Source organism: Streptomyces sp. NPDC101160, from assembly GCF_044768205.1.
Classification (GTDB): domain Bacteria; phylum Actinomycetota; class Actinomycetes; order Streptomycetales; family Streptomycetaceae; genus Streptomyces.
Genome location: NZ_JBIWPJ010000005.1, coordinates 566,462 through 578,766 on the forward strand (window position 1 = coordinate 566,462; position 12,305 = coordinate 578,766).

12 protein-coding genes are annotated in these 12,305 nt (G+C 73.9%); 8 read left to right on the top strand and 4 right to left on the bottom strand.

All coding sequences use genetic code 11. The features are described 5' to 3' along the window. Nucleotides 1-34 precede the first annotated feature (34 nt). Nucleotides 35-235 carry a hypothetical protein gene (locus ACIRSU_RS18835; RefSeq protein ID WP_403793420.1) on the top strand — a complete coding sequence of 67 codons (201 nt, stop codon included), beginning with the start codon at nucleotides 35-37 and terminating at the stop codon, nucleotides 233-235. Here ACIRSU_RS18835 and ACIRSU_RS18840 read toward each other — a convergent pair. From ACIRSU_RS18840 to ACIRSU_RS18850, 3 genes are read right to left on the bottom strand one after another with little or no spacing between them, the layout of a single operon-like run. Beyond that, entirely contained in the window at nucleotides 232-1,368 is a 1,137-nt protein-coding gene (locus tag ACIRSU_RS18840) for a sensor histidine kinase (protein WP_403793422.1), read from the bottom strand. The two genes, ACIRSU_RS18835 and ACIRSU_RS18840, sit on opposite strands and share 4 nt — an antisense overlap. Nucleotides 1,369-1,410: 42 nt before the next feature. Further along, a complete protein-coding gene (locus ACIRSU_RS18845) occupies nucleotides 1,411-2,133 on the bottom strand; it encodes an ABC transporter permease (RefSeq protein ID WP_403793423.1) in 723 nt (240 codons plus the stop codon). Further along, nucleotides 2,130-3,083: an ABC transporter ATP-binding protein gene (locus ACIRSU_RS18850; protein ID WP_403793425.1), complete on the bottom strand. Its 954-nt coding sequence runs from the start codon at nucleotides 3,081-3,083 to the stop codon at nucleotides 2,130-2,132. Before ACIRSU_RS18850 ends, ACIRSU_RS18845 begins: the two co-directional genes overlap by 4 nt. A 293-nt stretch (nucleotides 3,084-3,376) precedes the next feature. Here ACIRSU_RS18850 and ACIRSU_RS18855 point away from each other — a divergent pair, with 293 nt between their 5' ends. The 3 genes from ACIRSU_RS18855 to ACIRSU_RS18865 are packed head-to-tail and all read left to right on the top strand — an operon-like array spanning nucleotide 3,377 to nucleotide 6,305. Continuing rightward, nucleotides 3,377-4,234 (top strand): MaoC/PaaZ C-terminal domain-containing protein, encoded by an 858-nt coding sequence (locus ACIRSU_RS18855; RefSeq protein ID WP_403793427.1) that lies wholly within the window; start codon nucleotides 3,377-3,379, stop codon nucleotides 4,232-4,234. Between the two features lie 25 nt (nucleotides 4,235-4,259). After that, a complete protein-coding gene (locus tag ACIRSU_RS18860) occupies nucleotides 4,260-5,336 on the top strand; it encodes a Zn-dependent alcohol dehydrogenase (protein WP_403793429.1) in 1,077 nt (358 codons plus the stop codon). Nucleotides 5,337-5,360: 24 nt separating this feature from the next. Beyond that, nucleotides 5,361-6,305 (top strand): 3-oxoacyl-ACP reductase, encoded by a 945-nt coding sequence (locus ACIRSU_RS18865; protein WP_403793431.1) that lies wholly within the window; start codon nucleotides 5,361-5,363, stop codon nucleotides 6,303-6,305. A 253-nt stretch (nucleotides 6,306-6,558) separates the two neighbouring features. On the opposite strand, the gene ACIRSU_RS18870 is transcribed toward ACIRSU_RS18865, so the two are convergent. Next, nucleotides 6,559-7,731, bottom strand: coding sequence for a hypothetical protein (locus ACIRSU_RS18870; protein WP_403793432.1), 1,173 nt, complete (start codon nucleotides 7,729-7,731; stop codon nucleotides 6,559-6,561). Nucleotides 7,732-8,231: 500 nt separating this feature from the next. Here ACIRSU_RS18870 and ACIRSU_RS18875 point away from each other — a divergent pair, with 500 nt between their 5' ends. The 4 genes from ACIRSU_RS18875 (at nucleotide 8,232) to ACIRSU_RS18890 (ending at nucleotide 12,304) form a co-directional block, all read left to right on the top strand. Beyond that, the gene (locus ACIRSU_RS18875; RefSeq protein ID WP_403793433.1) at nucleotides 8,232-9,065 is read left to right on the top strand and encodes a Nif3-like dinuclear metal center hexameric protein; all 834 of its coding nucleotides are present in this window, start codon (nucleotides 8,232-8,234) and stop codon (nucleotides 9,063-9,065) included. Further along, nucleotides 9,062-9,805 (top strand): zinc ribbon domain-containing protein, encoded by a 744-nt coding sequence (locus ACIRSU_RS18880; RefSeq protein WP_403793643.1) that lies wholly within the window; start codon nucleotides 9,062-9,064, stop codon nucleotides 9,803-9,805. Before ACIRSU_RS18875 ends, ACIRSU_RS18880 begins: the two co-directional genes overlap by 4 nt. After that, nucleotides 9,805-11,406 (top strand): bifunctional RNase H/acid phosphatase, encoded by a 1,602-nt coding sequence (locus ACIRSU_RS18885; RefSeq protein WP_403793434.1) that lies wholly within the window; start codon nucleotides 9,805-9,807, stop codon nucleotides 11,404-11,406. Before ACIRSU_RS18880 ends, ACIRSU_RS18885 begins: the two co-directional genes overlap by 1 nt. An 82-nt stretch (nucleotides 11,407-11,488) precedes the next feature. Further along, complete coding sequence (locus ACIRSU_RS18890) at nucleotides 11,489-12,304, top strand: GNAT family N-acetyltransferase (RefSeq protein ID WP_403793436.1); 816 nt, start codon at nucleotides 11,489-11,491, stop codon at nucleotides 12,302-12,304. Nucleotide 12,305: the final 1 nt, after the last annotated feature.

Genomic DNA, 12,305 nt, shown 5'->3' on the forward strand with positions numbered 1-12,305 from the left:
GCATCCCCCGCCCCGCCCCGCTCGTTGGCACGGCATGAACACCACCCAGCGCGGCCTCGCCGCCGCCCTCCTCGCCGCTGCCGCCCTCGGCCTCGCCGCCGCACCGCACGCCCTCGCCGCTGACGAAGCCCCGGGAGCCGGACTCGTCGGCCTCCTCGGGCTCGATCACGGCCCCGAGTCCGGAGATCAGCAGGCCACCGTCAGCGGGAATGACTCCCAGCAGAGCATCGGCTAGGCCGCACCGGCAGGTTCGGCAGCCTCCACCGGCAGTTCCGCCGTCACCCGGAAGCCGCCCCGCGGACCCGGTCCCGACTCCAGCGTGCCGCCCGCCGCCGCGACCCGCTCGCGCAGGCCCTTCAGGCCGCTGCCCGGCGTGCCCGAGCCCGTGCCCCGCCCGTTGTCCGTCACCGTCAGGCGGACCCGTTCCGGTCCGCCGCCCACCTCGATCTCGCAGCGGGTCGCGCCACTGTGGCGTACGGCGTTGGTCGCCGACTCGCGGACCACCCAGCTCAGGAGCGCCTCCGTCGGCGGCTCCAGGGGAGGGCCCGACTGGCGTACGACGGGCTCGATGCCGGCCGAGGAGAGCGCGTCGCGGGCCCGGTCGAGCTCTGTCGTCAGACTGCCCTCGCGGTAGCCGGTGACCGCCTCCCGGATCTCGGTCAGTGCCTGCCGGCCGACCGACTCGATGTCCGCCAGCTGCGCGAGCGCCGCGTCCAGGTCGCGCGGGGCGAGCCGGCGGGCCGCCTCCGACTTCACGACGATCACCGAGAGGGTGTGTCCGAGGAGGTCGTGGAGGTCACGGGAGAAGCGGAGCCGTTCCTTCTCGACGGCCGTGCGGGCCAGCTCCTCGCGGGTCGCGCGCAGCTCCTGCACCGTCTCGCTCAGCGCGAGGATCGCCGCCGTGACCATGGTCGAGATGAACGTGCCGTACACGATCCCGAACGAGTCCCAGCCGTCCTTCCAGAAGGTGACCACGGAGACCGCCGCCACCAGCGCGAAGGCGATCAACGGCAGTCGGCGGCCGCCTCGGGCGACCGCGCCGACCGCGAGGCCCATCAGGGGGAAGAACAGCAGCCACTCCTCGCCGTAGGCGATGGCGAGCGTGAAGGTCAGCGTGACCAGGCCCGCGAGGAGGAGCCAGGTGAGCAGCGTCTCGCGGGCGCTCTCGACGAAGGCCCGGATCACGACCGTGATGTAGAGCGTGTTGAAGGCGAGGATGCCCAGCCAGCCGATCCACGGATGGGGGACCTTGCCCTGGAGGAGGTTGGACATGGCGCCCAGCCCCATCAGCAGCCACGGCATCAGGCTCAGCCCCGTCGGCCGGCCGTCCCGCCTGCTCTCCGCCCTGCGTCGCCGGAAGTCCCTCATCGTCCTCGTGTCCCCTCGTCACACCAGCCGTCACGCCGGCCGTCACGCCGTCCGTGCGGAACGACGGTACGAGACCGCCGCGTACGCGCCGAACAGCACCGCCCAGGCCGCCAGGACCGCCACCGTCGCCGCGCCCGGCATCGTGCCCTCCGTCACCGCGCGGCCCAGCTCCGAGAAGCGGTTGGTCGGGGTGTACGAGGAGATCGTGGCCAGCCAGTGCGGGAAGAGGGAGATCGGGAACCACAGGCCGCCGACCACCGAAAGGCCCAGGTTGCAGGCGATGTTGACGACACCGGTGGTCTGCGCGGAGAGGCGGTAGCCGTTGCCGAGGCCGAGGAGCGTGAAGGGCAGCGAGCCGGCCCACAGCGCGACGGCGACCGCGGCCCACTGCCAGGCGTCGAGCCGTACGTCGTTCACGAGTCCGCCCGCGAGCAGCACGGCGACGATGGCGGGCACGACCACGACCGTGCCGGTCAGGGCGCGGCCCGTGACGACCTGGCGCGGGGTCATCGGCGTGATCCGCAGCTGGCGCAGCCAGCCGATCGACTTGTCCTCGGCGACGCCGCTGCCGAGCGACAGGGCGGCGCCCAGCGCGCCGTACGCCGCCATGCCGACCATCGCGTACGCCTTGTAGGCGGAGCCGTTCTGGCCGCCGAGGTTGGTGAAGAGGAGGTACATCATCACCGGCACGCCGAGCGACGAGATCAGGAAACCGGGGTCGCGCAGGCTGCGGCGGACCTCGAGACGGACGTACGCGGTGATCATCGGGACATCTCCAGGGTCTCGGACGTGCGGGCGGCGGCGGTGGGGCGGGTCAGGGCCAGGAAGGCGTCGTTGAGCGAGACCGGGGCGACCTCCAGGCCCCGTACCGCGTCCATCGCGGCCAGGGCGAGGACCGTCGCGTCCGAGTCGTCGCTGCGCAGCTGGGCGCGGTCGCCGCGGATCTCGACGGAGGTGACGCCGGGGAGTGTGGCCAGGCCCTCGGTGGGGCGGCCGGCCAGGTCGAACGAGACGGTCGTGCCGCCCGCGGCCCGCTTCAGCTGCTCGGCGGTGCCGTCGGCGAGGACGCGGCCGGAGTCGACGACCACGATCCGGTCGGCGCTGGCGTCGGCCTCCTCCAGGTAGTGGGTGGAGAAGAGGACGGTGTTGCCGCGCCGGGCGTAGGCCCGCATCGAGTGCCAGAAGGCCTCGCGGGCCTCGACGTCGAGCGCGGAGGTCGGCTCGTCCAGGACGATCAGCTCGGGGTTGCCGGCCAGCGCCACGGCGAAGCGGACGCGCTGGGCCTGGCCGCCGGAGAGCCGGTCGACCCGGCGGCCGGCCAGGTCGGTGAGGCCGGCCAGCTCCAGGGCCTCGGCGACCGGCAGCGGCTTCGGGTACGTACGGGCCACGAACTCGACCAGCTCGCGCACGGTGACCCGGGGCACCGGGCGGGTGTCCTGGAGCATCGCGCCGATCCGGCCGGCCTCGACGGCGCGCACGGGCGCGGCGCCGAAGAGGTGCACCCGGCCGCTGTCGGGCTCGTCGAGGCCGAGGAGGAGGTTGATGGTGGTGGACTTGCCGGCGCCGTTGCGGCCGAGCAGGGCGACCGTCTCGCCGCGGCGGATGGTGAGGTCCATGCCGTCCACGGCGCGGACGGCGCCGAAGGCCCTGGTCACGGAGGAGAAGACGACCGCGGTCTCGTTCCCCGCGCCGTATCCCGTTGTCTCGTTCGTCATGACCACGAAACTACGGAGCGCGGGCAGGGTCCCGGCAGGCTCAGACGTACGGACCCGGCCGTGACAAATGTCCTGGGTCCCGCGCCGGACCCGTCCCGTACCGGCGGTATCTGACATGGTGTCAGGAGGGTTCCCATCGCCGCACCCCTCCGCTATACATGGGGATCGCCGTTCTAGAACGCGTTCTAGTGCGTTCCGGTTCGTGCCCCGCACGGCCTCGGCGCGGTCGACGGTGCGGACGGCCGCGCCGAGGTCTCCACCTGCAACACGCAGCAGCAAGGAGCAGCAACGCGATGCCCATTGACGCCGCCAAGGCCGTCGCCGCCGAGCCCCGCAGCGCGGAGATCGCCTGGGACCACAAGGACGTCCAGCTCTACCACCTCGGCCTGGGCGCGGGCGTCCCCGCGACCGACCCCGACGAGCTGCGCTACACCCTCGAATCCCGGCTCCACGTCCTGCCCAGCTTCGCCACCGTCGCGGGCGCCGGCATGGGTGTCGTCGGCGGGCTCGCCGCCCCCGGCATCGACATCGACCTCGCCGCCGTGCTGCACGGCGGCCAGTCGATCACCCTGCACCGCCCGCTGCCCGTGGCCGGCCGGGCCGTCTCCACCTCGCGCGTCGCCGCCGTGTACGACAAGGGCAAGGCCGCCGTCCTCGTGCTCCGCTCCGAGGCCGCCGACGCGGACGGGCCGCTGTGGACCAGCGACGCCCAGATCTTCGTACGCGGAGAAGGCGGCTGGGGCGGCGACCGCGGGCCCTCCGAGCGCCTCGAACTCCCCGCCCGCGAGCCCGACGCCACCGCCGAGCAGCCCATCCGCGAGGACCAGGCCCTGCTCTACCGGCTCTCCGGCGACTGGAACCCGCTGCACGCCGACCCCGAGTTCGCCAAGCTCGCGGGCTTCGACCGGCCGATCCTGCACGGCCTCTGCTCGTACGGCATGACCCTCAAGGCGGTCGTCGACACCCTCCTCGGCGGCGACGTCACCCGCGTCCGCGCCTACCGCACCCGCTTCGCCGGGATCGTCTTCCCGGGCGAGACCCTGCGCATCCGGATGTGGCGTCAGGACGAGCACACCGTCCAGGTCGCCGTCACCGCCGTGGAACGGGACGACGCCCCCGTACTCGCCGACACCGTCGTGGACCACTCCTGAGACCAGCCCCGAGGGGAGCCGCACCATGCGCGCAGCCGTACTGCACGAGATAGGCCAGGACAAGCTCGAAGTCCTCGACGACGTCGAGGCCGTGGGCTTCGGCCCCGGCAAGGTGCGGATCCGGGTCCGGGCCACCGGCCTGTGCCACTCCGACGTCTCCGCGATGACCGGCGTCCTGCCGCAGCCCGCGCCCTTCATCCCGGGGCACGAGGGCGCCGGCGAGATCCTGGACGTCGGCGACGGGGTCACGGGTCTGAGCGCCGGGCAGCGGGTGCTGCTGTGCTGGCTGCCCGCCTGCGGCAGCTGTCCCGCCTGCAAACGCGGCCAGACCCAGCTCTGCTTGGCCGGCTTCCTCAACGCCGGCACCCCCAACTTCAAGCGCCCCGGCGGTGACGTCTTCGGCTTCGCCGGCACCGGCACCTTCGCCGAGGAGGTCGTCGTCGACGCCGGCTGCGCCGTCCCGATCCCCGACGACGTGCCCTTCGACATCGCCGCGCTCATCGGCTGCGGGGTGACGACCGGGCTCGGCGCGGCCATCAACACGGCCAAGGTGGAGGCCGGTTCGTCGGTCGTCGTCATCGGCTGCGGCGGCGTCGGCATCTCCGCCATCCAGGGCGCGAAGCTCCAGGGCGCGGCGCAGATCGTCGCCGTCGACCCCGTCGAGTCGCGGCGGGAGGCCGCCCTCCGCTTCGGCGCGACCGAGGCCGTCGCCCCCGACGCGCTCGGTGACGCCAAGCAGCGCGTCACCGGCGGCGAGGGCTTCGACTACGTCTTCGAGGTCGTCGGCAGGTCCGCCACCGCGCGGACGGCCTACGAGACCACCCGGCGCGGCGGCACCCTGTGCGTCGTCGGCGCGGGCGCCCTCGACGACTTCCTCCAGCTCAACATGTTCGAGCTGTTCTTCGACGAGAAGCGGATCCTGCCGTCGATGTACGGGGGCGGGGACGTGCTCCGCTCGTACGAACGGGCCATCGCGCTCTGGCGGGCCGGCCGCATCGACCTGGAGTCGCTGATCACGCACCGGGTGCCGCTGGCGGGGATCAACGAGGCGCTGGAGCAGATGCGGACGGGTGTGGCGCTGCGTACCTGCATCGAGATCTGACCGCGAACTGAGGGGAAACGACCCATGTCACTGCCTCTTGACGGGCTGAGCGCGATCGTCACCGGCGCCGGCCGCGGCCTCGGCCGGGCCGAGGCCCTCGAACTGGCCCGGCTCGGCGCCGCCGTCGTCGTCAACGACTACGGGCAGCCCGGGCGCGACGGCTCCGGCGCGGCCTCCGCCGCACCCGCCGAGGAGGTCGCCGAGGAGATCCGGGCGGCGGGCGGCCGGGCCGTGGCGCACCTCGGCGACGTCGCCGACTTCGAGACCGCCCGGGGCCTGGTGGACCTGGCCGTGAGCGAGTTCGGAAAGCTGGACGTCCTGGTCAACAACGCGGGCATCCTGCGCGACCGGATGGTCTTCTCGATGAGCGAGGACGAATGGGACTCGGTCATCCGGGTCCACCTCAAGGGCCACTTCAACACCACCCACTTCGCCGCCGTGCACTGGCGCGCCCGCGCCAAGGCGGGCGAGAGCGGGGTCTACGGCCGGATCGTCAACACCTCCTCGGAGGCGTTCCTGGCGGGCTCGGCCGGTCAGCCCAACTACGCGGCGGCCAAGGGCGGCATCGTCGGCCTGACGACGTCGACGGCGCTGGCGCTCGCCAAGTACGGGGTCACCGCCAACGCGATCTGCCCCCGGGCCCGCACCCGGATGACCGAGGACGTGTTCGCCGGCTTCGCCGAGCCGACGGCCGAGGACGAGCTCGACCCGCTGTCGCCGGAGCACGTGGCGCCGCTCGTCGGCTATCTCGCCTCCCCGGCGGCGGCCGGCGTGAACGGGCAGCTGCTCGTCGTCCACGGCGGGATGGTGGCGATCGTGGACCGGCCCAGGGTGGCCGCCAAGTTCGACACGGCCAAGGACGTCTTCTCGTACGAGGAGCTGGACGCGCTGCTCACCCCGCACTACGCGGAGCGCCCGGCGGGGGAGACCTTCGCGGCGGCGGAGGTCCTTGGCCTCAAGAAGGGCTGACCGCCGCGCGGCGGACACGCGAACGGCCCCCGGGATCTTCCGGGGGCCGTTCGTTCGTCACTGCGCTTCGGGCTCGCGCCGGTGGCGGCCGTGCGGGGAGGACGAGGAGTCCTCGGCCGGCGCGGCCGGGCCGCGGTGCTTGCCCGAGCCGTTCGGCTCCTGCGCGTTCATGTTGTTCATGGTGGAACTCACCCCGTGGTTGTCGCTTGTTGCTGTGCGGCGTCCGTGAGTCTAGCCACCGGGACTGACAGTCCTAGGCGCCGGGTTTGCGGTCCGCCAGCGGCGCCTGGCCCAGCGGAATCGGACGGCACACCTTCGCTTCCGCACCGGCCTCCGCCGGTTCAACGGCGGCGGCCTCAGCGGGTTCCGCCGGCTCCGCGGGTTCCTCCAGGGCGGCGAGGCCGCAGGGCGTGTCGGCCGTCGCGTACGGCAGCCGCAGCACCCCGTCGGCCGTCCACAGGCCGGATCCGGCCAGCCAGCCGACGGGGGCGGCCAGTTGGCTCATCCGGCGCGCGGACGGCCGCCACATGCCGACCCAGCTGCCTCCCGCCGCGTCGATCCGCAGCGCGACCCCGCAGCTCTCCGGCATCAGCACCTGCCCCGGCTGTACGGCGAACGGCGTCACCGCCGCGTCGTCCAGCCGCAGACAGTCCGGGAAGCGCACCGGCAGCAGGCTGCCCAGGACGCCCCAGCCGAGCCGCTCGTGCCCCGGCGACGGCGCGTCGGAGCGGATCAGGAGCAGGCCGCTGTCGGGGTCGGCGAGCAGCAGCCGGTCGTTGCTCTGCTCCGTGATCTGGAGCAGCGGCGTGACCTCGCCGCCCCGCTCCAGGTCGATCGCGACGGCCTTCACCGGGCCGTCGCCGAGCTGCCGGTCGAGCGCGAGCAGCCGTCCCGTACGGTCCAGCCACACCCCACCCGTACAGCGGCCCTTGATCTCGGCGACCTGCTCGGGCCCGAACGCCCCGCCCGCCACCAGCCACAGCGTGGTGGTGTCCTGGCCGACGCACATCGCGTACGCGCAGATGCCGTCGGGCGACGGCGGCAGCAGCGTCAGGGCGCCCGGAGCGGGCGCCTCGACCGCGCCGAGGACCAGCTCGCCGGTGTCCGGGCCGGTGGGGTAGAGCAGCGAGAACGTGTGGCGGAGCCCGTCCACCCGGCGGCCGACGAGCACCCGGCCGTCCGCGAGCGGCAGCAGCAGCGCGCCGGGCTCCTCCGGCTGGGCGAGCGGAAGCGGCACGGCGTACGGCTCGGGGCCGTCCAGCGTCCACCGTTCCGCGTACAGGGCGTCCCCGGACCCGGCGAGCCGCGCCGCGTAGGCGCCGTTCGCGGTGATCGTGAACCCGCTCGGGCGGTGGGCGGGCATCGGCGGCCACATGGCGTCGCCGGCCGCGTCCCCCGTGGTCGTCTCGATGGCACAGGCTGTCATCGACTCGTCACCTCCGGCAACGAAGCTAGTTTTCGCACTTCCAGCCGAACAACACGAGCCACCCCACTTCACACCAAAGGGTGGCGGTCCGAGGATTCCGCTGAGCGGAGGGGACGGGGTGTGCTGGAGTGGCCAGAGGTGGGTGAGGTAAGGCACACCTTAGTGGGGCCGGGGCTGGGGGTGGGGCCCGGGCCGGGGATGCGGTGGAGGGCCCTCAGCTGCCGTTATGCCCGGACGGGTGGTGCGGCCGTCCGGTTCCTGGAGGGGGCGGGGCATTCGGTTCCCGCGGGGCCGCCATGCGGTCTTCGTCCGTCCGGTCGCACTTTTCGGCCGCGTCCGGTCGCACCTCCGGCCGTGCGTCCGTCTGGCCGTGCGACCGTTGACCCGCCTTCTCGTCCCCGATCCGGTCCGCGATCCTCCTCTCCTCGCCGTTCGCGTACGGGCCGGGGTTGTCCACAGGCCAGAACGGCGGGGGACGGAGGACAGGTAGCCTTTCCTCCGTGCCCCGTCTGTCTGAAGTCATCGCCGAGCTCGACGCCCTCTGGCCCCCAGAGCTGGCCGAGCAGTGGGACGCCGTCGGCACCGTCTGCGGCGACCCCGACGCGGAGATCCGCCGCGTCCTGTTCGCCGTCGACCCCGTCCAGGAGATCGCCGACGAGGCGATCGGCCTCGGCGCCGACCTCCTGGTCACCCACCACCCGCTCTATCTGCGCGGTACGACGACCGTCGCCGCCTCGCACTTCAAGGGCCGCGTCGTGCACAGCCTGATCAAGCACGACATCGCCCTGCACGTGGCGCACACCAACGCCGACACCGCCGACCCCGGGGTCTCCGACGCCCTCGCCGGCGCGCTCGACCTGCGGGTCACCGGCCCGCTGGTCCCCGAGAACAACCTCGGCCGGATCTGCGAGCTCGACCGGCCCGAGACCCTCGCCGAGTTCGCCGCCCGCGCCGCCAAGCGCCTTCCGGCCACCGCGCAGGGCATCCGGGTCGCCGGCGACCCGGACATGGTCCTGCACCGGGTCGCCGTCAGCGGCGGCTCCGGCGACAGCCTCTTCGGCGCGGTGCGGGCCGCGGGCGTGGACGCGTTCCTCACCGCCGACCTGCGCCACCACCCCGTCTCCGAGGCGACGCAGCACGCGACCCGGCACGGCGCGCCCCTCGGGCTCGTCGACGCCGCCCACTGGGCCACCGAATGGCCCTGGTGCGAGCAGGCCGCCGCGCAGCTCGACTCGATCTCCGACCGCCACGGCTGGGACCTCCGCGTCCACGTCTCGAAGACGGTCACCGACCCCTGGTCCTCCCACCACACCTCTTCTGGAGCCCCCAACTGAATGCCGCGCCCGCCGACCAGATCCGACTCCTCGACGTCCAGGCCCTGGACGTGCGCCTCCAGCAGATCGCGCACAAGCGCAGGTCGCTGCCCGAGCACGCCGAGATCGAGTCGCTGAACAAGGACCTCACGCAGCTGCGCGACCTGCTCGTCGCCGCGCAGACCGAGGAGAGCGACTGCGCCCGCGAGCAGACCAAGGCCGAGCAGGACGTCGACCAGGTGCGCCAGCGCGCCGCCCGCGACCAGCAGCGGCTCGACTCCGGCGCCGTCTCCTCCCCGAAGGACCTGGAGAACCTCCAGCGCGAGATCACCTCGCTCGCCAAGCGCCAGGGAGACCTCGAGGAGATCGTCCTGGAGGTCATGGAGCGCCGCGAGTCCGCCCAGGAGCGGGTCGCCGAGCTGACCGAGCGGACCTCCGCCGTCCAGACGAAGGTCGACGACGCGACCGCCCGCCGCGACACCGCCCAGGCCGAGCTGGACGCCGAGTCCGCGTCGGTCGCCAAGGAGCGCGAGCTGGTGGCCGGCTCCGTACCGGCCGACCTGATGAAGCTGTACGAGAAGCTGCGCGAGCAGCAGGGCGGCGTCGGCGCGGCCCGGCTGTACCAGCGCAAGTGCGAGGGCTGCCACATCGAGCTCAACATCACCGAGCTCAACGAGGTGCGCGCCGCCGCGGCCGACGCCGTCGTGCGCTGTGAGAACTGCCGCCGGATCCTGGTCCGCACCTCGGAGTCCGGCCTCTGATGAACGCGCCGAGCGAGCTGATCGTCGAGGCCGACGGAGGCTCCCGGGGCAACCCGGGCCCCGCCGGCTACGGCGCGGTGGTCCTGGACCCGGCGACGGGCGAGACGCTCGCGGAGCGCGCCGAGTACATCGGCGTCGCGACGAACAACGTGGCCGAGTACAAGGGTCTGGTGGCCGGGCTGAAGGCGGCCCGGGAGATGTTCCCGGACGCCCTGGTGCACGTCCGCATGGACTCCAAGCTGGTCGTCGAGCAGATGTCCGGCCGCTGGAAGATCAAGCACCCCGACATGAAGCCGCTGGCCGCCGAGGCCGCCCGCGTCTTCCCGCCGGGGCGGGTCCGCTACGAGTGGATCCCGCGCGAACGCAACAAGCACGCGGACCGGCTCGCCAACGAGGCGATGGACGCGGGCCGCCGCGGTGAGCAGTGGAGCCCGTCCGCCACCGCGCCCCGTCCCGCCTTCGCCGCCGACCTGGCCGCCGCCCGCAGCGCCGCCGGCGACGCGACGGCGGGCGCCGCCCGCGCCCGCGCCGCCCTCGCGGGCGCCCGCCCCGACGAGCCCGAGGGCCTCTTCGCCGCGGATGCCGCGGACGAGGCGCGTGCCTCGCTGGCCGCGGCGGCTGAGGCGGAGCGTGAGGCCGACCGCGAGGCGGAGCGCGAGGTGGACAGGGAGCCGTCGACGGGAGCGGGGACAGCCACCGGCGACTTCGAGGCGGAGGCAGGGCGCACAGCCCTGACCGGCCACGCGGCCCGTGCGGCGATGCCGGGCGCGGGCGCCGGCGTCGGCCATGCGGCTCGGGCAGAGGCGTCGAGCCGCGGCGCGGGCACAGATGGAGGCGTCGGCCATGCGGCTCGGACGGACGCATCGAACGCGGGCGCGGGTCATGCGGCTCGGGCGGAGGTGCCCGGCGTGACCGCGGCTTCCGAGACCGCGGCGACCGCCGCGCCCGTCTCGCAGGGCTGGGCCGGGCCCGACATGGGGGCGCCTGCCACCTTCGTACTGCTGCGGCACGGCGAGACGGCGCTCACGCCCGAGAAGCGGTTCTCCGGCAGCGGCGGCGCCGACCCCGAGCTGTCCGCCGCCGGACGGCGCCAGGCCGAGGCCGTGGCCGCGGCGCTCGCCGCGCGCGGCACCATCCAGGAGATCGTCAGCTCGCCGCTCACCCGCTGCCGCCAGACCGCCGAGGCCGTCGCCACCCGCCTCGGCCTGGAGGTACGGATCGAGAACGGCCTCCGCGAGACCGACTTCGGCGCCTGGGAGGGCCTCACCTTCGCCGAGGTCCGCGAGCGCTACAAGGACGACCTCGACGCCTGGCTCGCCTCCCCGAAGGCCGCCCCCACCGGCGGCGGCGAGTCCTTCGCGACGGTCGCCCGCCGCGTCGCCACGACCCGCGACCGCCTGACGGCCGCCTATGCGGGCCGCACGGTGCTCCTGGTCACGCACGTCACCCCGATCAAGACGTTGATCCGGCTGGCGCTCGGCGCGCCGCCGGAGTCGCTGTTCAGGATGGAGCTGTCGGCGGCGTCGATTTCGGCGGTGGCGTACTACGGCGACGGGAACGCGTCGGTGCGGCTGCTGAACGACACGTCGCACTTGAGGTAGCCGGGGGGCGGGCTGGTCACGTGGGACGCCCGCGCGTCCAAACCGCTGGACCGCCGCCCCGGCCCCGTACCAACATCGCTCCATGAGCTGGCACTTCACCACCGACCACCACGCCTTCCGCGACACCGTCCGCCCCTACCTCGCCGCCGACCCCGCCCGCCACACCGCGATGCTCACGATGCTGGAGATGCCCGAGCAGCTTGTCGGGCCGTGCGGCTGGTGGGTGGAGGCCGGCGGTGGGGAGGTCGGCGGGGCGGTGTTGGTGGCGCCGGCCGGGGTGCCGTTGGTGGCGGGGGCGGGGGAGGAGGCGGCGCGGGCGCTCGCGGTGGAGCTGCCGGGGGTGGGTGAAGTGACCGCCGTACGAGGGGAGTCGGAGGCCGTCGAGGTGTTCGCGCGGGCCACCGGGCGGGCGTGGGCGGTCACGCGGCGGATGAGGCTGTTCCGGCTGGGCGAGCTGACGCCGCCGGAGCCCGCGCCGAAGGGCGCCGCACGCACGGCGGGGCCGGCGGACGTGCCGCGGGCGCTGGCATGGATGCGGGAGTACGCGCGGGACATCGGTGAGGACCCGGACGCGGATTACCGGGCCAACGTCGAGGGGCGGATCGGCGGCGGGCGGCTGAGCTTCTGGGTCGCGGAGGACGGCGAGCCGCTCGCGATGGCGAGCATGTCACCGGTCGTCGCCGGCCAGGCGCGCGTCTCGACCGTCTACACGCCGCCCGCCCACCGGGGCCGCGGCTACGGCGGCGCCGTGACCAGCGTCGTCAGCCGGGCGGCGCTCGACGCGGGCGCCGAACAGGTGCTGCTCTTCACCGACCTGGCGAACCCGACGAGCAACGCGCTCTACCAGCGGCTCGGTTACCGTCCCGTGCTCGACCACGCCGCGGTGGCGTTCGGCTGAC